This window comes from Chryseobacterium sp. ON_d1 (assembly GCF_006829085.1).
In the GTDB taxonomy this organism is placed as follows: domain Bacteria; phylum Bacteroidota; class Bacteroidia; order Flavobacteriales; family Weeksellaceae; genus Chryseobacterium.
Genome location: NZ_BJTC01000015.1, coordinates 81,390 through 107,752, shown reverse-complemented (window position 1 = coordinate 107,752; position 26,363 = coordinate 81,390). Strand labels below are relative to the sequence as shown.

The 26,363-nt window shown below is 38.2% G+C and carries 22 protein-coding genes; 11 read left to right on the top strand and 11 right to left on the bottom strand.

Translation table 11 applies throughout. The features are described from left to right. Nucleotides 1-5 precede the first annotated feature (5 nt). The 3 genes from CRS_RS21030 to CRS_RS21020 form a co-directional block, all read right to left on the bottom strand. Nucleotides 6-353, bottom strand: a complete 348-nt coding sequence (locus CRS_RS21030) for a TerB family tellurite resistance protein (RefSeq protein WP_123870468.1) — start codon at nucleotides 351-353, stop codon at nucleotides 6-8. A gap of 119 nt (nucleotides 354-472) precedes the next feature. Then, a complete protein-coding gene (locus CRS_RS21025) occupies nucleotides 473-1,582 on the bottom strand; it encodes a BT_3928 family protein (RefSeq protein ID WP_142725909.1) in 1,110 nt (369 codons plus the stop codon). A gap of 1 nt (nucleotide 1,583) precedes the next feature. After that, nucleotides 1,584-2,150, bottom strand: coding sequence for a DUF1599 domain-containing protein (locus tag CRS_RS21020; RefSeq protein WP_142725908.1), 567 nt, complete (start codon nucleotides 2,148-2,150; stop codon nucleotides 1,584-1,586). Between the two features lie 401 nt (nucleotides 2,151-2,551). Here CRS_RS21020 and folP point away from each other — a divergent pair, with 401 nt between their 5' ends. From folP to ilvA, 7 genes are all read left to right on the top strand, one after another. Continuing rightward, nucleotides 2,552-3,322 (top strand): dihydropteroate synthase, encoded by a 771-nt coding sequence (folP, locus tag CRS_RS21015; protein ID WP_142725947.1) that lies wholly within the window; start codon nucleotides 2,552-2,554, stop codon nucleotides 3,320-3,322. A gap of 369 nt (nucleotides 3,323-3,691) precedes the next feature. Further along, nucleotides 3,692-4,564 carry a branched-chain-amino-acid transaminase gene (gene ilvE, locus CRS_RS21010; RefSeq protein ID WP_142725907.1) on the top strand — a complete coding sequence of 291 codons (873 nt, stop codon included), beginning with the start codon at nucleotides 3,692-3,694 and terminating at the stop codon, nucleotides 4,562-4,564. A gap of 179 nt (nucleotides 4,565-4,743) precedes the next feature. Next, nucleotides 4,744-6,426, top strand: coding sequence for a dihydroxy-acid dehydratase (gene ilvD, locus CRS_RS21005; protein ID WP_142725906.1), 1,683 nt, complete (start codon nucleotides 4,744-4,746; stop codon nucleotides 6,424-6,426). Nucleotides 6,427-6,432: 6 nt separating this feature from the next. Further along, on the top strand, nucleotides 6,433-8,157 hold the full coding sequence (gene ilvB / locus CRS_RS21000; RefSeq protein WP_142725905.1) for a biosynthetic-type acetolactate synthase large subunit: 1,725 nt from the start codon (nucleotides 6,433-6,435) through the stop codon (nucleotides 8,155-8,157). 11 nt (nucleotides 8,158-8,168) lie between these two features. Then, complete coding sequence (locus CRS_RS20995; RefSeq protein ID WP_142725904.1) at nucleotides 8,169-8,450, top strand: hypothetical protein; 282 nt, start codon at nucleotides 8,169-8,171, stop codon at nucleotides 8,448-8,450. 44 nt (nucleotides 8,451-8,494) lie between these two features. After that, nucleotides 8,495-9,541 carry a ketol-acid reductoisomerase gene (gene ilvC, locus CRS_RS20990; RefSeq protein ID WP_142725903.1) on the top strand — a complete coding sequence of 349 codons (1,047 nt, stop codon included), beginning with the start codon at nucleotides 8,495-8,497 and terminating at the stop codon, nucleotides 9,539-9,541. Nucleotides 9,542-9,552: 11 nt separating this feature from the next. Beyond that, complete coding sequence (gene ilvA / locus CRS_RS20985) at nucleotides 9,553-10,815, top strand: threonine ammonia-lyase IlvA (RefSeq protein WP_142725902.1); 1,263 nt, start codon at nucleotides 9,553-9,555, stop codon at nucleotides 10,813-10,815. A 98-nt stretch (nucleotides 10,816-10,913) separates the two neighbouring features. Here the strand turns inward: ilvA and CRS_RS20980 are convergent, their stop codons facing one another. The 6 genes from CRS_RS20980 to alaS form a co-directional block, all read right to left on the bottom strand. After that, nucleotides 10,914-12,383 carry a M20/M25/M40 family metallo-hydrolase gene (locus CRS_RS20980; protein WP_142725901.1) on the bottom strand — a complete coding sequence of 490 codons (1,470 nt, stop codon included), beginning with the start codon at nucleotides 12,381-12,383 and terminating at the stop codon, nucleotides 10,914-10,916. An 8-nt stretch (nucleotides 12,384-12,391) separates the two neighbouring features. Then, nucleotides 12,392-12,628, bottom strand: a complete 237-nt coding sequence (locus CRS_RS20975) for a hypothetical protein (protein ID WP_110009324.1) — start codon at nucleotides 12,626-12,628, stop codon at nucleotides 12,392-12,394. A gap of 74 nt (nucleotides 12,629-12,702) precedes the next feature. Then, nucleotides 12,703-15,033: a hypothetical protein gene (locus CRS_RS20970; RefSeq protein WP_228451316.1), complete on the bottom strand. Its 2,331-nt coding sequence runs from the start codon at nucleotides 15,031-15,033 to the stop codon at nucleotides 12,703-12,705. Nucleotides 15,034-15,325: 292 nt separating this feature from the next. Next, a complete protein-coding gene (locus CRS_RS20965) occupies nucleotides 15,326-17,140 on the bottom strand; it encodes a cytochrome-c peroxidase (protein WP_142725899.1) in 1,815 nt (604 codons plus the stop codon). Between the two features lie 69 nt (nucleotides 17,141-17,209). Next, a complete protein-coding gene (locus tag CRS_RS20960; protein ID WP_142725898.1) occupies nucleotides 17,210-18,688 on the bottom strand; it encodes a hypothetical protein in 1,479 nt (492 codons plus the stop codon). A gap of 419 nt (nucleotides 18,689-19,107) precedes the next feature. Continuing rightward, a complete protein-coding gene (gene alaS / locus CRS_RS20955) occupies nucleotides 19,108-21,711 on the bottom strand; it encodes an alanine--tRNA ligase (RefSeq protein ID WP_142725897.1) in 2,604 nt (867 codons plus the stop codon). A gap of 251 nt (nucleotides 21,712-21,962) precedes the next feature. On the opposite strand from alaS, the gene CRS_RS20950 reads away from it, so the two are divergent. The 4 genes from CRS_RS20950 to msrB all read left to right on the top strand — a co-directional run bounded on the left by CRS_RS20950 (nucleotide 21,963) and on the right by msrB (nucleotide 24,431). After that, a complete protein-coding gene (locus CRS_RS20950; RefSeq protein WP_142725896.1) occupies nucleotides 21,963-22,517 on the top strand; it encodes a sigma-70 family RNA polymerase sigma factor in 555 nt (184 codons plus the stop codon). A 6-nt stretch (nucleotides 22,518-22,523) separates the two neighbouring features. Then, complete coding sequence (locus CRS_RS20945; RefSeq protein ID WP_142725895.1) at nucleotides 22,524-22,793, top strand: hypothetical protein; 270 nt, start codon at nucleotides 22,524-22,526, stop codon at nucleotides 22,791-22,793. A 79-nt stretch (nucleotides 22,794-22,872) separates the two neighbouring features. Beyond that, on the top strand, nucleotides 22,873-23,316 hold the full coding sequence (locus tag CRS_RS20940; RefSeq protein ID WP_142725894.1) for a DUF417 family protein: 444 nt from the start codon (nucleotides 22,873-22,875) through the stop codon (nucleotides 23,314-23,316). Between the two features lie 17 nt (nucleotides 23,317-23,333). Continuing rightward, on the top strand, nucleotides 23,334-24,431 hold the full coding sequence (msrB, locus tag CRS_RS20935) for a peptide-methionine (R)-S-oxide reductase MsrB (RefSeq protein WP_142725893.1): 1,098 nt from the start codon (nucleotides 23,334-23,336) through the stop codon (nucleotides 24,429-24,431). 110 nt (nucleotides 24,432-24,541) lie between these two features. On the opposite strand, the gene CRS_RS20930 is transcribed toward msrB, so the two are convergent. Next, nucleotides 24,542-25,387: an ABC transporter permease gene (locus tag CRS_RS20930; RefSeq protein WP_142725892.1), complete on the bottom strand. Its 846-nt coding sequence runs from the start codon at nucleotides 25,385-25,387 to the stop codon at nucleotides 24,542-24,544. A 2-nt stretch (nucleotides 25,388-25,389) separates the two neighbouring features. Then, nucleotides 25,390-26,292, bottom strand: a complete 903-nt coding sequence (locus tag CRS_RS20925; RefSeq protein ID WP_142725891.1) for an ABC transporter ATP-binding protein — start codon at nucleotides 26,290-26,292, stop codon at nucleotides 25,390-25,392. Nucleotides 26,293-26,363 lie beyond the last annotated feature (71 nt).

The window sequence follows — 26,363 nt, the reverse complement described above, 5'->3', positions numbered from 1 at the left end:
ATGGGTTATAATCCCCAAAGATTTTTCAGCAGAACGTAGAACGTATGTTCTTCTTCAGTTACTTTGTTATCTGCTTTGATCAGAGATTTTGCAAACTGAACAAATTTCACACGTTCGTCTTCCGTAGAATCTTCATGGAAACATCTTGCATGGAATTCAAAATGATCTTTCCATTCTTCCGGCTGTAAAAGAGCCAGCGTTTCCAATTCGTTGTCAAGATTCATTCTGAAAGGAAATTCATCTGCCAGATATTGCTGCACCAGCATTCCTTCCTCAGGAGCAAACTCTCCGTCTACAGAAGAAAGGATCATTAATAAGTGGTAACCGGCAATTGATTTATTTGATTTTTGCATGTGCTTTTATGTTTAAGTTTAGTTTAAATTTGATAATTGATTGATAATTGATTGATAATTGATCCAAGATTAGCTCTCTTCAAAAAGATCATTTATAATTCATCATTCATCATTTATAATTAGTTAACGTAGTCTTTGGCAGGCTGTTTGTCTACAATTTTTCCGTTTTCAAGGATCAGTACAAATGGGTTGCTTCTTGCTATCGTTTTGATGGCAGTTCCATCCATCAGGACATTTTTGATGGTCTTGAAAGTATTGGGCTCAGTGGAAACTCCATAGATAAGAGCTCCTTTCTGTGCCTTTACTTTTGCCTCTACTTTCTGCAGCAGATCAGCAGAAACCTCTTTTGGATGATAAGAGAACACCAGAACAGCTTTTGGTGCATTAACGATCTCATTCGTAACCTCCATTCCGGTAGGATCTTCAATTTTGAATTTCACAATTTCAGACTTATAACCTTCTTTCACCAGTACTGATTCATTTTTTCCATCTTCAATTTTCCAGGGAGAACCTTCTGCCCAGTATTCTGTTTTTTTGATATAATCATCCTGGTTTACTTTTACAACCTGTCCTGTTTTCTGGTTTTTCAGAGAGTAAAATGTCTTATATTCAGAAGGGTTTTTCTCAATTTTTGCTTTTTCTCCTTTAATGTCTGTCCCTATTTTATAATCCCGGAAGTCAATGATCGGTTCATGCATAATTCCCTGCGCCATTACATAAATCATACCCAGTGAAAAAACGGCTAAAAGAATGTATTTAAATGTATTGGAGGATTCTTTCTGAGTAATTCCATAAGCATCTTTTTTGCGGAATTCTTTTCTGTACAGAATGAATAAGATAATCAGTCCCACAAGAAGCACAACATCTTTAAGGAAGCTTTGCCAAGGAGTGAATTTAATGGCATCCCCAAAGCATCCACAGTCTGTTACGACATTAAAATAGGCAGAATAAAATGTAAGAAATCCAAAGAAAATGCAAAGGGCAATTAATACGGATAAGGTAAATTTAAGCTTTAATTTAAGCAGCAGCATAAATCCCAGGAAAAGTTCCAGTATCACCACTATAACGGAAAACAGCAGAGCAAACTTTTCTAAAAACGGCATATTGAAAACAGCAGGAGAAAAATATTCTTCCATTTTGAAAGAAAAACCTACAAGATCCACGGCTTTCACAAAGCCTGAAAGGATAAAGATAACAGCAATAATAAAGCGTAATAAACCTTTAAGCATATTAAATAATTTTGGGTTCGAATTGATTTTCTTTTTCTGAGAACTTGATCAGGCAGAAAACCGCATAATTCAGCATATCAAAATAGTTGGCATCAAGTCCTTCTGACACAATTGTTTTTCCCTGGTTGTCCTCAATCTGTTTGGTTCTTAAGACTTTCTGATAAATAAGATCCGTGATGGAAGAGATCCTCATATCTCTCCATGCCTCACCGTAATCATGATTTTTTCTTTCCATCAAAGCCTTAGCTTCATTGGCATATTTATCATACAGACCTAAAATTTCTTCTTTATTTTCATTAAAATCATTGGAAAACCCTTTTTCCAGCTGAATAAGTCCAATGATAGAGTAGTTGACAATTGCGATAAACTCATCTTCCTCACTCTCGTCCACCATTTTTTTATCAGTCATCTGCAGCGTACGGATTCTATTGACTTTAATATAAATCTGATCTGTAATGGAACTGGGTCTCAACACCCTCCATGCTGCTCCGTAATCCTGTAATTTTTTACTGAAAAGATCACGGCAAAGACTGATAACTTTCCCGAATTGTACTGATGTTTTTAGCATAAATTTTCTTAATCTTCCAAATATACGAATTCGGTTTCAGATTTTTGAATTTGAAGAGCTGAGTTTGTGAGTAAGAAAGTTTGAGGGTGGGAGCGTTTGAGTTTTTTAGAGTTTCGGGATTCGAATTGTTGGGTTTAGAATTTTAGAGTAAGAGGGCTTTAGGGGTAGAGAATGGGAGTGTTTGAAAATATAAGAGTCTAATTTATAACTCATAATTCATAATTTCCAGACTCTTTTTCATCTTAAAAACTCATAAATCACTAATTTTGCAGTACAAAAATCATTTATCAATCATCATCCAACTCATGCTTTCCAATTCTCCAACACTCCAGCCCTCCAACGCTCCCATCCACTCAATCAACTGCAATGGCCGTTTAGTACAATTGGATACACCAAAGATCATGGGAATTCTCAATCTGACACCGGATTCTTTCTCTGATGGCGGTAAATTCAATAATGAAAAGTCAGCGTTGAAGCATGCCGGAAAACTGTTACAGGACGGGGCTGAAATACTGGATGTCGGACCACAGTCTACACGCCCCAATGCGGAATTTTTAAGTGCTGAAGAAGAAATAAACAGGATTGGAAATATCATTTCTCTGATTAAAAAAGAATTCCCGCAAGCATTGATTTCGCTGGATACTTTTTATGCAGAAACGGTGAAGTTCGGCTTTAATGAAGGAATTGATCTGATCAATGATATTTCCGGAGGTCAGTACGATGCTGAAATGTTTGAAACAGCAGCTCATACAAAGCTTCCCTATATCCTGATGCATGTAAACCCTTCCTACAAAACCATGCATGATAAAACCGGATTTGAAGATATTACGCTGGAAGTTAACCGGTATTTTTCCCGAAAAGCAAAAGAACTTTTAGAAAAAGGAGTAAATGATATCATTCTTGATCCCGGTTTTGGCTTCGGAAAAACAGTAGAAGACCAGATGAAAATGATTCACGAGGTTGATTATCTCGGATTTGAAAGGTTTCCTTTATTGATAGGTATTTCCAGAAAGTCATTTATTTATAAACCTCTTGGTAAATTACCTTTGGATATTAATGAAGAAACACAGAAACTTCATATGAAAGTGCTGGAACAGGGAGCAAAGATTTTAAGAGTTCATGATGTGGCTGAAACTAAGGAAACACTGACCGAATTTTTACGAAAAAAATAAAAAGTGTAAAAAAAGCTTGTGAGTATTTAAAAAGTTTATACATTTGCAGTATGAATTTTAAGAATCAGAAAAATATTATTGTCATTTCTATTATTGCTGTTGTCATTAACAACAGTACGGAAACGGCATTTTAAATAGATTTTAATTTAAATTATATATAGGCCGTTTCATATTTGAAACGGCTTTTTTGTTTTAATTTTTATAAAGTACAAAATATGTATCAGTTATTATCAGTAATTATTATCGTCATTATTATTCCCTTGCGTCTGTGAGAAGGAAGATGTATGACTATACATATATTAAGCCCTCTCACGTTGTGAGAGGGCTTTTTTTATTCCATTTGTTAATTTTTTTTAAATCTCTTATAACATGTATTACAACGATGACACGACCATCTATTTTGACGGAAAATTTATGAAAGCGAAAGAGGGCGGAACAGATCTTTACGGGCAATCCCTTCACTATGGCTATTCGGTTTTTGAAGGAATTAAATCTTACAATACAGATCATGGAACCAGAATTTTCAAAGCAAAAGAACATTATGAAAGGCTGAAAAGATCAGCAGAGCTGATGTACATTCCCTTCGATTATTCTGTAGATCAGCTTACAGATCTTACCTATGAGCTTCTGGAACGTAATGGCTTTACTGATGCCTATATCCGCCCTTTGGTCACGTGCTCCCCCAATATGTCACTTTCAAAAGGACAGAAATCTTATCTGTCACTTCTTGCCTGGGAATGGAATAACGGATATCTGGCAGATAAAATGAAAATTATGACCTCTCCTTTTCAGCGTCCTAATCCTAAAGCTTTCAAGGTTGAAGCAAAAGTAGGAGGACATTATGTAAACTCAATATTGGCCTGTCAGGATGCCAAAGATAAGGGGTATGATGAGGCGCTGGTTTTGGATGAAAACGGAAACGTTGCCGAAAGTTCAGGAGCTAATGTTTTCTATGAAAAAGATGGAGTTTTGTATACGCCGGCTAAAGGAAGCATCCTTCCGGGAATCACAAGACAAACTGTTATGGAGATTTGTAATGAGCTTGATATTCCTGTAAAAGAAACATTCTTTAAACCAGAGGAAATGCGTGGTGCCGATGCCGGTTTTTTCTGTGGTACAGCAGCAGAAATCGTTGCTCTTGACTCACTTGATGACGTTCCTTTTACCAAAGATTGGAAAGATACAGCTAGCGGGAAGGTACAGGAGGCATATTTGAAATTGGTAAGAGTTCTGTCATTGTAAATTTTTGTAATTTAAATATTTGATTATTAGTTAAATAAGTCTGTTTTTCAAACAATTGAATATTGTAGTTTTAGTGAAAATGAAAATGAAAAGAATATTACAAAATGTAGTTTTGGATAAAAATTTAGTAAAAAACTTCATCTTAAATAGATAAAAAGAACAGGAAAAGTAGCAGAAATATGTTAAATAAATATTCAAAAACATTCACGCAGAACAGTGAACAGCCCGCCGCCAAAGCTATGTTGTACGGGATAGGATTTACAGAAGAAGATATGCACAAGGCACAGGTTGGAATTGCCAGTATGGGTTATGACGGGAATACCTGTAATATGCATTTGAATGATCTGGCTCAGGTTGTAAAAAAAGGAACATGGGAACATGGATTAGCCGGATTGATTTTTAACACCATTGGAGTAAGTGACGGAATGAGCAACGGAACAGATGGAATGCGCTATTCTCTGGTAAGCCGTGATGTGATTGCAGACAGTATCGAGGCGATCTGTGGCGCACAGTATTACGACGGGCTGATCGCATTGCCGGGCTGTGATAAAAATATGCCGGGAACTGTTATTGCCATGGGAAGACTGGACAGACCATCCATTATGGTATATGGAGGAACTATTGCACCCGGCTGTTACAAAGGTGAAGCATTAAATATAGTTTCTGCTTTTGAAGCTTTAGGAAAAAAGATTGCAGGAGAAATCACTGAGGAAGATTTTGACGGTGTTGTGAAGAACTCCTGTCCCGGAGCCGGGGCATGTGGCGGAATGTATACTGCCAATACCATGGCCTCTGCGATAGAAGCATTGGGAATGAGTCTTCCGTATTCCTCTTCCAACCCTGCTTTAAGTAAAGAAAAAAAAGAAGAATGCCTTGAAGCAGGAAAATACCTGAAAGTATTATTGGAAAAAGATATTAAGCCTTCTGATATCATGACCCGCAAAGCATTTGAAAACGCCCTTCGTCTTATTGTTATTCTGGGGGGAAGCACGAATGCCGTTCTGCATTTTATAGCAATGGCGAAAAGTGTCGGGGTATCTCTTACCCAGGATGATTTCCAGAAGATGAGTGATCAGACCCCGGTATTGGCAGACCTCAAGCCGAGTGGAAAATACCTGATGCAGGATCTGCATGAGCACGGAGGAACTCCTGCAGTGATGAAATATTTGCTGGAGCAGGGTCTCCTGCATGGGGACTGTCTTACTGTTACCGGAAAAACCGTCGCCGAGAATCTTCAGGATGTTCCGGGATTGAATTTCAATACACAGAAAATTATAAAACCACTTTCAGAACCTGTAAAAGCTACCGGGCATCTGAGAATATTATATGGTAATCTTGCCGAAAAAGGAAGCGTTGCTAAAATTACAGGAAAGGAAGGAGAACGTTTTGTAGGAAAAGCCCGGGTATTTGATGGTGAAAAAAATCTGATCAGAGGAATCCAGGATGGAACGGTACAGCATGGTGACGTTATTGTCATCCGCCATGAAGGTCCGAAAGGAGCTCCCGGAATGCCGGAAATGCTGAAACCTACAAGTGCACTGATTGGCGCAGGCCTCGGAAGCAGCGTAGCTCTGATTACAGATGGAAGGTTTAGTGGAGGGACTCATGGTTTTGTAGTAGGGCATATCACACCGGAAGCCCATGAAGGAGGTCTGATAGCCTTTGTAAATAATGATGACCTGATTGAGATAGATGCGGTAAACAACACTATACAGCTCAAAGTTTCAGAAGAAGAAATAGAAAGAAGAAAAAAAGGATGGCAAAAGCCTCCTCTTAAAGTACAGAAAGGATTGCTTTATAAATATGCATTAACAGTATCATCAGCCGCAGAAGGTTGTGTAACGGACGAAATCACTCAATAAAAGTATATGGAAAACCCGAACTTATCAACAGCAACACAACTTACCGGAAGCCGGATTATTCTTGAGGCATTTCTTCATGAAGGGGTAAAAACTATTTTCGGATATCCTGGAGGGGCTATTATTCCTATTTATGATGCACTTTATGATTATCAGGAAGCGTTGAAACACATCTTGGTACGTCATGAACAGGCTGCGGTACATGCAGCACAGGGACTGGCAAGAGTATCGGGAAAGGTCGGTGTTGTACTGGCCACCAGCGGTCCCGGAGCTACCAATCTTGTTACAGGATTAGCCGATGCCCTGCTGGATAACACTCCTCTGGTTTGTATTACAGGGCAGGTTTTTGACCATCTTCTGGGAACCGACGCCTTTCAGGAAATCGATGTGATGAACATCACAAGCCCGGTCACCAAATGGAATTATCAGGTGACCGATGCCAATGAGCTTCCTGAAGTATTGGCAAAAGCATTTTATATTGCAAAGTCGGGGCGTCCTGGACCAGTACTGATAGATGTTACCAAAAATGCCCAGCTGCAGTCTGTTGATTATACAGGATATTTCCCATGCCATTCGTTGAGAAGCTATAAGCCGGATCCGGATCCCAGTATTGAAAATATTGAAAAAGCAGCAATGCTCATCAATAATGCAGCCAGGCCATTTATTATCGCCGGACAGGGGATTATGCTTGGAAAAGCTGAAAAAGAATTTTTAGAATTTGCTGAGAAATCAGGGATTCCTGTGGCATGGACGGTTTTAGGAATGAGTGCTATTCCTACCGATCATCATCAGGCTGTTGGGATGGTAGGAATGCATGGAAATTATGGACCGAATATACTAACCAATGAATGTGATGTTTTGATTGCTGTCGGAATGCGTTTTGACGACCGTGTGACTGGAAGATTAGATCAGTACGCAAAACAGGCAAAAATCATTCATCTGGATATTGATAAAGCAGAAATCAATAAAAATGTAAAAGCTGATGTTCCGGTTCTGGGAAACTGCAAGCATACACTTCCTCTTCTTACAGAAAGGATTACCCACAGAGAACATCTTGACTGGCATGAAAAATTTAAAAAATGCTATGAAGTTGAACATCTCAATCTGATCAGCAGGGAGCTTTATCCTGAACAGGGAGAGATTACCATGGGGGAGGTGATCAGATACCTTAATGAGATGACAGAAGGAGAGGCAGTAATTGTAACAGATGTAGGGCAGCATCAGATGGCAACATGCCGTTACTCTCATTTCAGACATTCCCGAACCAATGTCACCAGCGGAGGGCTGGGAACGATGGGGTTCTGTCTTCCCGCCGCGATAGGAGCATCCTACGCAGAGACTGGCAGACCTGTTATTGCAGTAATGGGTGATGGTGGTGCACAGATGAATATTCAGGAGCTTGGAACTATTATGCAATATCACCCGGAGGTGAAAATCTTAATTCTAAATAACTGTTACCTGGGAATGGTGAGACAGTGGCAGGAATTGTTTCACGAAGAAAGGTATTCTTCAGTAGATATTCAGAGCCCTGATTTTGTTCAGGTAGCAAAAGGATATAATATCCCGGGAAATAGAGTCTCCGAAAGAGAAGATCTGAAATGGGCACTCCGCGAGATGCTGGATCACAACGGAGCTTTTCTTCTTGAGGTCATGACGGGAAAAGAACATAATGTATTTCCAATGATCCCGCAGGGGAAAAGTGTTTCAGAAATCGTATTAAATAATAACGCTTAAAAAATATAAAAATGAAAACAGATCATAAAGAATATACCATTACTGCGTATACAGAAGACTATTTAGGATTGATCAACAGAATTAATGCTATTTTTTCAAGAAGGAGAATTGCTATGGTGACTTTCAATGTAGGGCCTTCCGAAATAGAAAAAGTGAAAAAGTTTGTCATTGTGATCAGAGAAACAGAAGATTCTGTACAGAAGATCAGCAGACAGATGGAGAAACAAATAGACGTTCTGGAGGTACATTATCACAGAAACCCATATCTGACGGCGGTAGAATATGCCAGCTAAATACAACAATTAATCATTATAATCAATAACAAAAAATATATAAAATGGCAAAATTGAATTTTGGAGGAGTAGAGGAGAATGTAGTGACAAGAGAAGAGTTCCCGTTAGAAAAAGCTCAGGAAGTATTAAAGGATGAAGTTGTAGCAGTGATAGGATATGGAGTACAGGGACCCGGCCAGGCTTTGAATCAGAAAGATAACGGAATTAAGGTTATTGTAGGGCAGAGGAAAAACTCCAAATCATGGGATAAAGCAGTAGCAGACGGATTTGTTCCGGGTGAAACCTTATTTGAAATTGAAGAGGCATTAGAAAAAGGAACGATTATCTGCTATCTTCTGAGTGATGCAGCTCAGATTGAGTACTGGCCTAAAGTAAAACAGCATCTTACCCCTGGGAAAGCGTTATATTTTTCTCATGGTTTCGGAATTACATTCAGCGAGCGTACAGGAATTGTTCCTCCAGCCGATGTAGATGTATTTCTGGTTGCACCAAAAGGTTCAGGGACATCATTAAGAAGAATGTTTCTTCAGAACAGAGGTTTGAACAGCAGTTTTGCCGTATATCAGGATGCTACAGGAAAAGCCAGAGAAAGAGTCACAGCATTAGGTATTGCAATAGGAAGTGGATATCTGTTTGAAACCGACTTTAAAAAAGAAGTATACAGTGATCTTGCAGGAGAACGTGGTACATTGATGGGAGCTGTACAGGGAATTTTTGCTGCTCAGTATGATGTGCTAAGAAAAAATGGACACAGTCCTTCTGAAGCGTTTAATGAAACTGTTGAAGAACTTACTCAGTCATTAATGCCATTGGTGGCAGAAAACGGAATGGACTGGATGTATGCAAATTGCAGTACAACCGCTCAGAGAGGTGCTTTAGATTGGTGGAAACGTTTCAGAGATGCTACTTCGCCATTATTTGAGGAACTCTATGACAACGTTGCCAAAGGAAATGAAGCACAGCGTTCAATTGACAGCAACAGCAAGCCGGATTATCGTGAGAAATTGGAAGCAGAACTTACTGAGCTGAGAGAAAGCGAAATGTGGAAAGCTGGTAAGACCGTACGAAGTCTGAGACCCGAAAACAATTAATAAGGAAACGGATGATGAAAGAGGAAACAGACTCCTCCGTTTTAGAGCATGTTTATAAAGCGGAGGAACGATTAAAAAATGTAGTGGTAAAAACACCTTTGGCCGTCAATAATAACCTGTCTGCCATCTATGATGCTAATATCAGCTTTAAAAGAGAAGATCTGCAAAGGGTTAGATCCTATAAAATCAGAGGAGCATACAATAAAATGGCAACCATGTCACAGGAAGAACTATCCAAAGGAGTGGTTTGTGCCAGTGCCGGAAATCATGCGCAGGGGGTTGCTTTTGCATGCCATACAATGAAGGTGAAGGGAACAATTTTCATGCCTTTGCCAACGCCCGGACAAAAACTTGAACAGGTAAAAATGTTCGGTGGAGAATATATAGATGTTATTCTTTTCGGAGATACTTTTGATGCAGCAAAAGACGCTGCGATGAGGTTTTGCAAAGATCATAACAGTGTGTTTATTCATCCTTTTGATGATCCGGCTATTATTGAAGGACAGGCAACAACGGCACTCGAGATTCTGGAACAGGCAGAAGGTATTGTTGATTATCTTTTTGTCCCAATTGGTGGTGGCGGTCTGGCAGCAGGCATCTGCACTGTCTTTCAGCATCTGTCTCCGCAAACAAAAATCATAGGTGTAGAACCCTCCGCAGCAGCAAGCATGAAAAAAGCACTGGAAAAAGGGGCACCTGTTCTTCTTGAAAAGATCAGCCGTTTTGTGGATGGGGCAGCTGTACAGCAGGTAGGGAATCTCACTTTTGAACGCTGTAAAGACAGACTGTATGATATGGCTTTAGTAGATGAGGGGCTTGTCTGTGAAACCATACTGTCATTATACAATAAAGATGCTATTGTGGTAGAGCCGGCCGGAGCACTTTCAGTAGCAGCATTGGACAAGTATAAAGAAGAGATACAGGGTAAAAATGTAGTGTGTATTATCAGCGGAAGCAACAATGATATCACCCGTATGGAAGAAATCAAGGAAAAAGCACTGCTGTATGCGGGATTAAAACATTATTTCCTGGTCAGATTTCCGCAGCGTCCCGGAGCATTGAAAACTTTTGTAATGGATGTACTGGGACCGGATGATGATATTACCTATTTTGAGTATACTCAAAAAAATTCAAAAGAAAAAGGAATTGCAGTGGTGGGAATTGCTCTGAAACAGAACAAAGATTTTCCCCCTTTGATGAGTAAGATGAAGGAATATGATTTTTTTGTCAACTATCTTAACAATGATCCTTCGCTGATGAATTTGCTTATTTAAAATCATATTCAATATTAAATTACTTCGTTTTCAAACCGATTCTAAAAACACAATGATGAAAACAAAAAGCTTCACAATATCTGTGAAGCTTTTGTTATTTATCTTTCCAATGAAAAATTCGGAATTACTTTTGGCCGTTCATTTTCATTAGCAACTTTCCAGGATGTTCTGTACATCCATTCGGTCATTTTATAAAGTTTCTTGTAATTGATATTTTCAGATTCATCCTGTGGGGTGTGGTACTGATCATGCAGCACACTGGTGAAAAATATTGCGGGAATCCCAATCTTAGCATACGGAAGGTGGTCACTTCTGAAATAAAAATATTCAGCATGGCTAGGAGAATCCCAATCCTTCAGGTATTTGAATTTCGTACTTTCATTATTGGCTTCTTCAGCCATTTTTACAAGCTCTTCAGAATTTTTATGAGGAGCATTTCCCCCTAATAAAGCCGCCTCATTATTATCATTTCTCCCGATCATATCACCGTTCAGAACGGCTACAATATTCTCTTTCGGGACAACGGGATGGGCTGCATGCCATCTGGAGCCCAGTAATCCGCGTTCTTCAGCGCCATGGAAAACAAAAAGTATGCTTCTTTTTGCCGGCTGCTTCTTATATGCTCTGGCCATCGCCAACATAGCAACACAGGTACTTGCATTATCATCAGCACCATTATAGATGGTGTCGTTTTTTACCGGATGCCTGATTCCGTCATGATCCTGGTGTCCGCTTACCAATACATATTCGTTTTTAAGAACAGGATCTGTGCCTTCTATTTTTCCGATAATATTAACGGATGGATATTTGTAGGTTTCAGTGATCAGGTTCAGAGAAGCTTTAGGGTTGTTTTTTACCCAGCCGGCATTTTCCCTTTTGATCCATAAAACAGGAATGTTATTGGTGATTTTCTCTCTTAATCCTTCCACCCCGTAGCTTCCTCTTGTCATTTGAGGCAGTACCTCCACCCAGCTTTGTTCAGAGAGGTCATCGGTAACGAAAATGATTGCCTTAGCTCCCAATTCAGCCGCTTTATTGTAATATTTATTTCTTACAAATCCCGGATATCTCCTTACAAAAAGGGTCATGTCTTTCGATATATTTTTGTCAGAAGCATTGACGGCAAGAATCTTCCCTTTGATATTCAGTTTGGCAAGATCACCGGGCTCTGCATTTCCTGCGTACACTATTTCTGCATCTACAGAAGCATTTACGGGTTCAGCAACAAGGAAATCTTTCCATAGCTTAAGACTGGTATCGCCAATTTTCAGGCTGCTTTGCAGGATAACCTGATGTCTGTACATGTCAAAAAACTGGAAAAAAGTTCCATGATCTCCGGCGGGTTTCATTCCTGCTTCTTTAGCTTTGTCAGCAAGCCACATGGAGACTTTTAATTCATCCAGCGTTCCGGCTTCACGACCCCAGAACTGGTCTGCTGCAAGCTGGTACATATCGGTTCTAAGATCAGATTCTTTAATGGCGGACACCAAAGGTTTTTTATAGTTCTGAGCACTTCCAAGGCTAAACAGGAAAAAGCTTAACAGAGAAAAAACATAATTCTTATTCATAGTAACACTTAATTAAAGTTAGCCAACTTCTCTGAAAACTGTTTTGAAAATTCTTTTCTGTCTTCTTCCAGTTTTTCCTGTGTAGAAGGTAAAATATAATTAAAAAGGATTTTGTCTTCATGATCCAAAAAGATAATTTCCTTCTCATTTCCATCGATCATCTGCGAGAAAATTTCCCACATTGGAGTGTCTTTTAATTTTAATAATTCAAAAAACTGTTCTGCTTTGATTTCGATTTTCTGCATGTTCTTTTTATATATTGTCGTTGAATATTTCTGGATTCTTATTCAAAAATAAAGATTTTGCCTTTCCTGTCCGATTAAAATTCAAGAAACTTCAGCTTAAACTGAATTGCAAAATTTTCTTTGAAATTAGGAGTTGCATAATAGCCTACTCTGTAGAATAATCCCAGATTAAAATAACTGGAAAGGAAATTGTTCCATTCTACACCAACTTCCTGATACAGGTGATCCAGCTTTCTGAACTTAAACTGGTGGTATTCCGGATGTTTCATATCTCCGATTGTTCCTCGCAGGACAAAATCAAAGCTGGAAATATTGTGTCCGAAACTTTTCAGATACCATGGGAGTTTGTGCGTAAAGTAGTACGCTACGAATCTGTCATTATAGTATTTTCCACCTTCCAGCGTTGCAAACCCGAGGTAAGAAGTAAGGTTAAAGTTAAAGTCTTTACCCGGAGAGGCAAGCCCGTTCATCGTAAAGTTTTTCCAGATAGGTGCACCGCCCAGAACAAGACCTCCGTACAATCTGAAACCTGTAGTCCCGATAGGTGTTTTGAAATTGTGAACAAACAAGGCATCAAAACGGGAATAATTAAAATCTCCCTGCAACAGTTTGTAGCTCTGCTCATAATTAAAATATAGCTCAGGATACTTCTGATCGATCAGAGATTTTCCCTGAGGAGTCATTATATTAGTTGAATTCGGAGAATATTTCAGTGTAAACAGGGTATTGAAATTTCTGTACGAAGTTCCCCTGTCTCTGAATTGATAGTCAAATTCAGCTTCTTCTGTGTTTCTTCTTACGGCAAGGGCAACCGTTAGACCGTTTGTGACATCGTTCAGATAAGATAATGACATTCCTTTAAAGTGAAAATACCTGTCATTATTCAGGTTATTCCCGAAATTCATCATTCTCATCTTGAAATTCCAGAGTTTCCGGTTGAATTCTCCGGAAGCTGTCACATCATCATATACTTCAAATCTGAAAAATGAATTTTTTTCCAGGGTGGTTTTCATATCAAGCCCCATTCCGTACTTCCATTTTCTGTCTTTCACCCCATATGCAAAGTAATAGTCCGGTGAAAAATAAGGATTGAAGTTTTCGTTCAGCTTAGCTTTTAAACCTAATCTGAAACCTTCATAGGAGTTATAATTGACAATTTCATCTACAGCAAAGTCTACAGAACCTACTCTGATCTGTCCGTTCAGTAATCCGGATAATATCTGAGCTTTGCGGTCTATTTTATATTTTTTACCTAAGCTGTCAATGGTTTTATAGGTATTTTGTTCCCTTTCAGTAAGAGGATCTGTCCTGTATTGATCCAGAGAATGTCCGTCAATATTTTTTACTGAGAAAGTGTAGCCTTTGAAATCCTTAGCATCTTCTTCAATAGGTGATTCGAAATCAAAATATTTTGAAGTAAGGAAAGCATAGGTTCCGAAGCTTTTTTTATCTTTCTTATCGTCGTCAGCATGTACTTTGTCATCCATGGCCATTTTACCCATTTTAAGCTTGGCTTTTTCGTGGGCAAGGAACCATTTATTATTGTAGAATACCCAGGTACTGGTGATAATTCCTTCGTTTTTGTTTTTACTGAAGTTTTCGATTTTCTTGATTCCGTAAGTTTCGGTATCTACATAGATAGCACCATTATATTTCCGCTTTCTGTCCGGTTTTTTGTAATTGACTTCACGGAAGCGGATCACGAAATTTTTCCTGCCATCCAGGGTAACGGTATCCGAGAGGAAAAATCTGTAAAGCCCTCTGTTCTCCGGTTTTACCTGTTCAGGAACCACATCCCTGTTGCTCTGCTGGAGAGCGATCATTTCATAAATAGGCTGTTTCAGCCCGGAAATTCTGTTGTCCAGAATATTGATCTTTTCGCCATACTTTTTGGAGTATAAAAACTCCTGAGCCCTTTCCCAGAGAAAGAGTTTGCTTTTTGAAAATATTTTTCTTGCAGTAATGTTGTTCAGAGAGTCCTTTTCTCTTTTTTTCTTGAAAATATTTAAATCGTTAAAATACTGATTAAACTGAGAAATACTGTCCTCATCAATATCGAGGGATATTTTTTCATAGGATTTGTAGGAATAGGATCCTAAACTTTTTGGCGAATTTTCTTTAAAAAGCTTATTTACTTTTTTAAGGATTTCCAAAGCTCTGGGATCACTTTTATCCTCAATCACCACGGCCTCAATATTGGTGGTTTTTAATGTTTTCTTAAGCAGGGAAACTTCCATACTGCTCTCTACGGTAACGCTTTCTTTCTGATAAGACTCTGCTTCAACATCAATATTTTTACATCCCGTTTTAAATTCCAGAATGCCCTGTTCATTGGTATATCCGATAACGCTATTGTCACAGGATATCTTAGCTTTAAAGACAGGTTTTTGACTGGCGTCATCCACAACCTTAATTTTTGTTTGTGAATACCCCAAAAAGCTGAGTATAAAAAATAATAACAGTAAACCCCTTTTCATGTAAAAAAACTAGGTCAAAATTAATAATATTTATTGTGGTAGAAAAGTTTTTAACAGAGTATAACATTGATTTAATCTAATGTTTTTATGGATTTTGCACAGATATAATTCAATAATGAATTCAATCAGATCTTCTTTCTGTTTTTTCTGAAATTTACCAATAAAAAAACTCCTGAAGTAGTAATAATCAGGAGTTTTAATTGTAATGCGCTTAATCGTTTTATTTATCGTCCAAAGCTTTCAAAAACTCAATGATATCATCAGTTTCCTGTTCAGTGAGCTGCAGCGGTGCATCAGAAAGGGTCTGGTTCTCTATTTTAAATCCCAAACCTTTTCCACCACCTTTGTTATAGAAAATCATAACATCTTTCAACGTTTTATAACCGCCATTGTGCATATAAGGTGCCGTTTTATTGATATTTCTAAGAGTTGGTGTTTTGAATGAATGCTGTAATGAAGCAACTGTTTCATGAAACTTTCCCCGTCCCAGGTCTGTGTCAAATGCTTTATTCTCTCCGTTCATTGCTGCCCCTAGAACTTCCTGTTCCGTTTTTTTGAAATTCGGAGGAACTGTTCCATTGAATAAAGGAAGAAAATGGCATATGGCACACTGGGCTTTTCCAACAAAAAGATTAAACCCTCGTTTTTGGCTGTCCGTCATTGACGATTTATTTCCCCTCATGTATTCATCAAAACCAGAATTGAACTTTGCCAGAGAACGGATATAGGTGGCCAGTACATTCTGCAATTGCCAGACCTCCGTTTTTTGAGAGCCATATATCTTTTTGAATGCTGCCTGGTAGTTTTTATCCTGATTGATCCTGGCAAGAATAATATTCAGATCACCATGCATTTCTTCTTTATTGGAGATTACATCTGAGCTCTGTCCTTCCAGATCATCCTTTCTCATGTCCCAAAACTGACCATGCTGGTATCCGGCATAGTTGAGGGATGGTGTGTTGCGGGGCAGTTTGGAGTTTTCAAGAGACATGGATCTGGCAAGTCCGTCAGTAAATGCTTTTTCCGGAATATGACATGTGGCACAGCTTCGGTTATTATTGTTGGATAGAATTTTATCATTGAAAAGCTGGTGCCCGAGGGCAGCCTTTTCTTCAGAATAGGCATATTCTTTTCCAGGGGTAAAGGCATTGGGATTAAATGCGTTTTTGGCAAAGAAAGTAGCTGCATTTTTGTTTAAAGCTGTGGTTACTTCAACATCAGGAATTTCCTCCTGATTTTTAAAATCAAGCATCAGAGCTGTTATTTTGTTCAGATGATCCGGAATAAAATTGACATAATCAAATGTATTTTTATCCGTGTTTTTTTTTAGAAATTCAATAGCTGAGTTGATTTCCGTTATGATACTTTTTAATGCTTTGCCTTTTGACCGGCTTGTGGAAATTTGTTCAAGCGTTTCTTTGACTCCCTGAAGGGAAGAAGGCATTTCCTGTAAAAATGTTCCGGAAACAGGGGTGTCAAAACCTGAAATTCCCAGGCTTGAAATTCTGAACGTTTCCTGCCTTAACGCATCAAAAACCTGATCTTTACTAACGGTAATTACCTGAAAGTTGGTGTCTATGGTATTGCTTTTATTGATGAGCTTGTTGAGCATTCTGATCACTTCCTCCTGATTGCTTTTATTATAAGGATACAACAGCTCTTCCAGAACCTGAAGTCCTTCAGGCTCTATTTCGGTATGCTCATCCATTTCGATCTCAGGAAGGGCAGGTCCATTGATAAACCTCGCAGAGTGGGGGAGGAAATACTCTACAGCCCATTCCATTTTTTTGTAGGTTTTTCTGATGCCCTGAAATTTTTGCTGAAGAAGTTTTTCCCCAGAATCTTTGGAAACAAGGGTTTTCAGTTCATTGATTTGTTTTTCAAAATCAGTGTTGGTTTTAATGATTCTGTTTTTTACAGAACCAAGATCTTCATATACCGGCTGCTGTTTATCATTTTTACAATATGAAAGAATGAATAGTGCTGCTGCAGAGTATAAAAAGAGAAGTATCGGGTATTTTGAAAGTCTATTCATAAGTATGAAAAGTATCAACAGATATTTTCTATTGATACTTTAATTGAATTTGATATGAAGAATTTGAAACTATTTTTCTACGTTTCTGATGATCACAATCTGTCCGCCCTCCTTATTGGTATTGATTCCGGAACCGTCAGGATTTTTGAATTTATCCAGTTGCCATGTATGAGAATGGATATTGACAGAGAATGTATTCGGAACTCCGATGATGTCTGAAATATCAACCATTGCCCCGAATTCCCATGAACCGAACTTCTGAAGATCCCCGGACTGGTTGTAAGCAGTCTGCCATGCAGAATCATTTCTGTTGTGCTTCATATTCAGCCATGGCTTATATTGTTTGGTCGCGATATTCAGCTGCCAGATATAAGAATCGTGATTGGCATTTTTATAGTAAGAATCTCCGTCTTCCTGGATGTACACAAAGTTTTCAGTAACACATAAGTTGTCAGGATTGATAAGATTATTTCCCGGATTAGAGTCTCCTTCTGCTACCACTTCTAATTTTCCTGTCAGCATATTATTGGAGTTCAGAACAAGTTTGTACACTCTTCCCCACATCGTTAATCCTGCTTTTGGGTTGACACCGTCAGACGATTCTCCTGTTGCCGTAAAGTAAATTTCTCTTCCTTTTCCTGCTCCTTTTCTGTAATCTACATCTTCCACTCTTGAAAAACGGATTGCGTTATTATCAATATTTTTCTGGTTGATCTGAGCTCCTGTAAGGTTTTTAGCGTTAGGGATTTCAACAAACTCCACATCATAGCTGTTTCCTTTTGTCATGTCCGTTTCTGTATAGTTGCTGTTTGTTCTCCTTAAAGAATACAGCTTACCGTTATCCAGATCTCCCTGTGTATCGGCTACATACATGATCAGCTGTCCTGCAGACTGGTGAGAAGAAGAATAAGACTGATCTTCACCAATAATGATATAAGTTTTTCCGTTAGAAACATCCTTAGGAAGCGGAACTGCATTTTCCATAGAAGCTTTTCCCAAAGCAGGTTTTACTCTTGTTTTATCTGATGCCTGAGATACCGGTGCCAAAGGATTCAGAGCGTGAACCATACTTTCTTCACCTGATTCGCCTGCCGTAAGAAACGCACTGAAACCGTGAATCTCAGGAGTTGCTAATGTGGCGGAGCATAACCTAGTCATTCCTCCGGTTCCGTTCAATATATATTCTCCTTTTACAGGTTTAAAAGTTTTGTCTAAATACACTCTGGATACTGACTGTTTGATTTCATGGTTAGTGATCATCAGATAACCGTCAGAATTGGGGTCTTTCATAAGTCCCATCCCATCCGGCTGGCCTCCGAAAACGAAATCAGGAGAACCTGGAAGAACATCAGAACTGGAGATCAGGGTAGTAATATTTAAATTTTCAAAACCTGGCATTCCAAAAACGAAAGCGGGTTCTTTAGAAAAATTTTCAATTTTGATTTTGTCGTTGGAAGGGGTATTCGAATCCCCGTTATTATCATCGTTGCAACCTTGAAATACAAGGGCAGCAAACAATAATACTCCCATAGTTTTGTTAATTTTCATAATTCTTTTTTTTGAAATTTCGATTATGGCAAAACTAATGGTCTGGTGTTAACTGAGTTTTAAGAAGATAAAACAAATAGTTTAAGATTAGGTGATGATTTGTTAAGATAAGGTCAATAATTAGAACGGATATAAATAGAGAAACTTTGATGAAAATATTCGGAATAAGAATACTATATTATAACGCAGTGTACGCAAAGTTTTTATTTCCTGCTTTTCTCGTTCGCAAAGGCATTCCATTTAGCAAAAAACGCAATCATTTCATAGCTGAGTGTAACGTCTTTGCGAACGGAAATATTTATGATAGCATGAGAATTTCTTGTGATCTTAGCGTTAAATAAAAGATAATAGTTAAAACGAAAACAGGCTGTCTCAAAATGAAACAGCCTATTCTAAAATTTATAATAGGTATACTATTCTTAAATATTCAAAGCTTTTTGGTAAGCGTTTTCTAACCCTTCAAGGTTTTTACCCCCTGCTGTTGCAAAACCTGGGTTTCCACCACCACCACCTTGGATTTCTTTGGCAAGATCCTTTACAATAGCGCCAGCCTGATAATCTGCAGCCAGATCATCAGAAACCCCAACGGTAATCATCGGTTTTCCGTCTGCATCCGAAAGAATGATCGTTACTGAAGCTGGGATTTCTCTCTTCAGCTGGAATACGATGTCTTTTACAGAACCGGCATCCAGGGAAGTTTTCTTTACAAGAAGCTGCTTGTTGCCTTTCTGCTCATAAGCATTCTTCCATTCTCCGATTTCTCCTTTTGCTTTTTCCTTTTTAAGGGCATCTACCTCAGCTTTCAATGAAGTGTTTTCTTCAATCAGTTTCTCGATAGACCTTACTACATCTTTAGACTTCAATAATTGAGAAAGTTCAATGATCTGTTTTTCAAGATTTTTGAAATATTCTTCAGATTTATCTCCTGAAATCGCCTCAATCCTTCTGATTCCCGCAGCAGCAGAACCTTCGGAAGTGATCTTGAAATGACCGATTTCGCTGGTGTTTTTTACGTGAGTTCCTCCGCAAAGTTCCTTTGAACTACCAAACTGGATCATTCTCACATGGTCACCATATTTTTCACCAAATAAAGCCATGGCACCTTTATCCAGAGCTTCCTGAATTGGAATACTTCTGAATTCCTGTAACGCAATGCTTTCTTTGATCTTTTGGTTTACTTTATCTTCAATCAATGCCAGTTCTTCCTCAGTCATTTTGTTGAAATGAGAGAAGTCGAAACGCAGATAATCAGGCCCTACATAAGAACCTTTCTGCTCCACGTGAGTTCCCAGAACATCTCTTAAAGCTTCATGCAGAAGGTGGGTGACAGAGTGGTTAGCCTGAGAATTTTTTCTTTCAGAAGCGTTTACTTTAGCATAGAAAAGAGCACCTGCATCTTTTGGAAGACCATTGATTAAGGATATAATCAATCCGTTTTCTTTTTTAGTTTCCAACACCTCAAAGCTTTCAACAGCATTCTCAAGAACTCCTTTGTCTCCAACCTGACCTCCTCCTTCAGGATAGAAAGGAGAACTGCTTAATACCACCTGGTAAAATTCTCCGTCTTTATTTTCTACCTTTCTGTATCTCGTAATATAGGTTTCAGATTCAGTCTGATCATAACCCACAAAGTTTTCTTCTCTTTCCTCTAAAGTAACCCAGTCATACACTTTCTGAGCAGAATCCGCTTTTGAACGAAGTTTTTGTTTCTCCATTTCTGCCTTGAAACCTGCTTCATCAATGGTTAACCCTTTTTCTTCTGCAATAATTCTTGTCAGATCATCAGGGAATCCATAAGTATCATACAGCTCAAATACTTCTTCACTTGGTAATACTTTAAGGTTATCAGCAATGGTCTGCTGAATCAGCTTTTCAACTCTGATCAAACCGTTCTCAATGGTTTTTAAGAATGAATCTTCTTCACTTTTAATCACTTCAGCAACCAGTTTACCCTGCTTTTCGATTTCCGGGAAGAAAGATCCCATTTGTTCCTGAAGAACGGCCACAAGCTTGTAAAGGAAAGGTTCTTTCATATCCAGGAATCGGTAAGAATAAGAAATTCCTCTTCTTAAAATTCTTCTGATTACATAACCTGCTCCTCCGTTGGAGGGTAACTGTCCGTCTGCAATAGCAAAAGAAACCGCTCTGATATGGTCTACCACAACACGGATGGCAATATCTTTTTCATTTTCTAAAATTCCGGTGTATTTTTTACCAGAAAGCTCCTCAACTTTAGAAATAAGCGGAGTAAAAACATCGGTATCATAGTTGGAAGACTTCCCTTGAAGCGCCATACAAAGACGTTCGAAGCCCATTCCTGTATCTACATGCTGAGCAGGAAGCTTCTCTAACGATTTATCTGCTTTTCTGTTGAATTCCATGAAAACCAGGTTCCATACTTCCACGACCTGCGGGTGATCCTGGTTCACAAGGGAAATTCCCGGAACGGCTGCTTTTTCTTCAGGTGTTCTCAGGTCAATATGGATTTCTGAACACGGTCCGCACGGTCCGCTTTCACCCATTTCCCAGAAATTATCTTTTTTATTTCCATTGATGATTCTGTCTTCCGAAATATGGGATTTCCAGAAGTCATAAGCATCCTGGTCCCTGTCCAGATTTTCAGAAGCATCACCCTCAAAAATCGTTACATATAAATTTTCTTTTGGAATTCCGTATACTTCAGTCAGTAATTCCCAGGCAAAAGCAATAGCCTCTTTTTTGAAGTAATCCCCGAAAGACCAGTTTCCCAACATTTCAAACATGGTATGGTGGTAAGTATCTCTCCCCACATCATCCAGGTCATTGTGCTTCCCGGAAACTCTCAGACACTTCTGTGTATCAGCAATTCTCGGGGCGGTAGGCGTTTTGTAGCCAAGGAAAAAATCCTTGAACTGTGTCATTCCGGAGTTGGAAAACATAAGGGTAGGGTCGTCTTTCAGCACAATAGGAGCTGAAGGAACGATTAAATGCTCCTTACTTTTAAAATAGTCTAAAAATTTTTGACGTATTTCTTGTGATGTCATAGTATTGCTTTTGCTTTTTTAAATATCAAATTTTTGATAAGTTGCAAATTTAAGATTTTTAAGCGATTTGTAATAATTTTATACTATGTTTTGAATGGTGAAGAGTTGGGCTAACGGATGTATCGTAAACCTTATAGGTTTTTAAAACCTATAAGGTTTGTGGCAAAAACAATCAATAATAATCTAATTTTGGAATATCCGTTTAACTTACTACCTTCGTTGTGATCTGAGAAAAGACAGAAATCCTTCCTATGACAAAAGATGAAGAATTGAAAAGCTGGATAGAGCAATATTCAGGGCCGCTTTTGAAGCGGGCGCTGTATGTGCTTTCGAATAAAGAAGATGCACAGGATGTAGTTCAGGAAGTTTTTCTTGCGGCCTACTCAGCCTATGATTCTTTCGAAGGGAAAAGTCAGGCATTGACCTGGCTGATGGCGATTCTGAACAGGAAAGTGGCAGATTTTTACCGGAAAAAATATAAATCAGAACCGAATATAAGACTTGATCATTTCTTTGATGAAACAGGTTCATGGAAACATAATGATGTTCTGAATGACTGGAATGTATCCGGTGAAGGCGATGAACTTTTAGACAGTGCAGATTTTAATAAAACCTTGGAGGAATGTATTGAAGAATTACCCTCCAGATGGAAGATCCTGCTGAAAATGTATTATATCGAAGAAAAAAAAGCACCGGAAGTAAGTCAGGAATTGAATGTTTCCACGACTAATCTTTGGAAGATTTTGCAACGAAGCCGGATGCAGCTCAGAGAATGTCTGGAGTTTAACTGGTTTTCAAAATCATAAGGAATAATGATAAAAAGAATACTACATATACTATTTTTACCATGCAGTGAAGCTACTTTACTGATGGAAAAAAGGAATGCCCAATCCATTTCTCCCAGAGAAAACAGGATGCTTAGCATGCACCTGATGATTTGCAAATGGTGCAGGATGTACAGTGAAAAGCTGGCTCTTCTGGATAAAGTTTTTAAAAAGACTTTTTCTGAGAAAGAGAAAGAAATAAATGAGTCTGAAATTCAGGACTTTAAAAATAAAATGATCGATAAGTTAAATTTCTGATAAAAATTCTGTCAGGATTTTAAAAAGCCTCCGACTATACTTCTGAAAACAATAAAGTATTCAATTAAAATCTTAAAATATGGTCGGAACAGTACAGGAATCTAAAAATCAATTAGCCCGAATCGGGTATTACATTTCACTTTTCGGAGCAGCGCTTATTTTGCTGTGGATTGGTATTTTCAAATTTACCCCTACAGAAGCAGCAGCAATAAAACCTTTGGTAGAAAACCATTTCTTAACTTTTTTCGTATATAAAATTATAAGCGTCCAGGCAGTGTCAAATCTTATCGGAGCGATAGAAATTATCATTGCATTACTCCTGATATTTAGTGCGAAATTTGCTGTACTGAAGAAGTACGCAGGAATAGGAATGATTGTAACTTTTCTGGTGACATTAAGCTATTTATTTACCACACCGGGAGTTTGGAAAATAGTGGATGGAGTGCCTGTGACGGATTTCTTTATTTTAAAAGACCTTATGCTTTTAGGATTTGGAGTCATGATCGTTCAAAATAATAAGTAATGAATAAAAAGGTAAAAATGAAAAATATATTAATAGTACTCGGAATCATTCTGGGTATCGCAGTATTTGCTGCAGGATCCGGGCTTTTCAAAAAAAACAAGCCTAATGTAGTGGAAATAAAAAAAGAAAATGAGAAAATTATGGATAACAAAAACGTTAGAGAGATTTATTTTGCAGGTGGATGTTTCTGGGGAACAGAACATTTTTTTCAACAGATTCGTGGGGTTGTAGGAACAGAAGTGGGGTATGCCAATGGAAATACCCAAAATCCTACTTATGAAGAGGTCGTAAGTCATACAACAGGTTTTGCAGAAACCGTAAAGGTAAAATATGATCCTGAACAGGTAGACCTGAAACTGTTGATTGATCTGTATTTCAAAACCATTGATCCTACTAGTAAGGATCAGCAGGGAAATGACAGAGGAAACCAGTACAGAACAGGAATTTATTTCACAGATAAAACAGACGAAGCCACTGTAAAAGGTGAAGTTCAGAAACTGGCCAAAAATTATAGCAAACCGATATTGGTAGAAACTATTCCGTTGAAAAACTTCTACAGAGCAGAAGATTATCATCAGGATTATCTGGACAAAAATCCTGGCGGATACTGCCACATTGAACCGGGACTTTTTGAAATGGCTAAAAAAGCCAATCCTCTTCCAAAACCAGCTTATCAAAAACAGGATAAAAAAGTTTTAAAGGAGAAACTGACCGCTGAACAATATAATGTTACTCAGGAAAACGGTACAGAAAGACCTTTCCAGAATGAATACTGGAACGAAACCCGAGAAGGAATTTATGTAGATATCACCACAGGAGAGCCTTTATTTGTGTCTACAGATAAATTTGAATCCGGATGTGGATGGCCAAGTTTTTCAAAACCGATTACAAAAAGTTTAATTGACGAAAAAATGGATCGTTCCCACGGGATGACAAGAGTAGAGGTAAGAAGTAAAACCGGCGACGCCCACTTAGGGCACGTTTTCACAGACGGACCACAGGATAAAGGAGGACTTCGTTACTGTATCAACAGTGCTTCGCTGAAATTTATTCCGAAAGCGGAAATGGAAAGCAAAGGATACGGAAAATATCTTCCGTTGTTAGATAAAAAGTAATGTGAAAGGAAGGCTGCCGGATGGCAGCCTTTTTATTTTGAACTAATTATAGTCATTAATAATCTTTAAATATTTTAATGATTAAATCTTTTAATCTTCAGAATTGAAATCTACCAATCTCTTTTTCTCAGAATCCAGTACGATCCGAATATAAAAACAGCACACCATACCAGACAGGCAATAAGACTTTCTGTAGGGTAATGGAAATCATATTTTACGCCCATCACTTTGGCCATATTTAATCTCATCATTGGGTTAGGAATAAGGCTTGACATGCTTTCCAGCGGTAAAAGATGCGAGATAAAAAAATCATTCTGAAGAACCTCATTTCTTTGGGGTCCCTGCATTCCCTTTACTTTTGAATACGTTTCAAAAGCGGTTAAAATTCCTTCGCCAATCCAGAAAACGAAAAGGGCAAGAAAAACAAAAATAGATTTTCTCAGTAAAATTGAAAGGAACATTAAGAAGCAAAAGAAGGTAAATAGCTTCACAAAATAATTTCCAATAAAGAAAATTTCAGCAAAAACCTTTGTAGATTCCGTCGTATTCGAATATTGATATCCCAGAAATAAAGTAATTCCCAATACAATAGCTGTTGAAACAATAGTGAAAATACTTATTGTCAGCAATTTTGAAGTGATGAATTCCTTTCTGCTCAATCCATCAATCGTATTCTGCTTGAACATTCTGTTACTGAACTCCTGTGAAATGGAGAAGACAATAATCAGCCCCAGGAAAATTTTCAGTAAGGCAACAATCCAGGTGGTGAAATTCCAGATTTCCGGGAAATTATAAATCCCTTGTTCTTTTAAGTTTACGGTTCCCCCAAAAACATCAAAGTCAACCAGTCCGATGAAAAGTAAGGCGATAAGAATGGCGAAATAAAGTATGGTGAAAACCTTAAAAGGTTGGTAGTTCAGGTTTTTGTAATATTCCAGTTTTAATAATTTGATCATGACTAATTGGTGTTTTTTACAAGTTCAAGGAATTGAGATTCAAGGGACAGTTTTTTCTTGGTCAGATGGGAAAGATAAATCCCTTTTTCTGCCAGTTTCTGATTCATTGCGGAAGCTGAAATTGAAGCATCATCACGAATCTGAGCTTTGATAAGGTCACCGTCCTGATTGATGGAGGAAAACCATTGAAGTTCATTTAAAGCATTTAAAAGTATTGTATTGTTATCTGCTTTCAGTTCAAAATAGCCATTATTGGAAGTCATTTCGTCCACCCGTCCACAGTAAATGGAATTTCCTTCTTTCAATACAATCACATGACTGCAGATTTTTTCAATTTCATCCAGAAGGTGGCTTGCAATAATAATGGTGATTCCTTGTTTGGCAATATCACTGATAATTTCTCTGATCTGTATGATTCCTTCAGGATCCAGCCCGTTGGTAGGTTCATCTAAAATCAATACTTCTGGGTTGTTCAGCATAGCAGAAGCAATGGCAAGGCGCTGTTTCATACCTAAAGAAAAAGTTTTGAAAGCATCCGTTCTTCTTTCATACAGATTAACCGTTTTCAAAACTTCATCAATCCTTGAATAAGGCGCATTTTTAATTTCTGCGACAATCTTAAGGTTGGTTTCAGCGCTTAAATAAGGGTAAAAGTTAGGCTGTTCAATAATAGCTCCTATCTTTTTTAAAGTGTCCGGATCAGTTCCTTTCTTACCAAACCAGAACCAGTCTCCGCTGGTGGGGTTAATGGTTGAAAGCAGCATCCCAAAAGTAGTGGATTTCCCGCTTCCATTAGGTCCCAGAAGCCCATAAACATTACCTCTTTCGACGTCAAAAGAAATATTGTTGACTACAACTCTCTTGAATTTTTTCGTCAAATTTTTTACTGATAAAATCTTTTCCATGTAATTTGTTTTACATAGTAGTAGTCTATGTAAATTAGAGAATGTTACAGAATTATCATAAATCAATATTA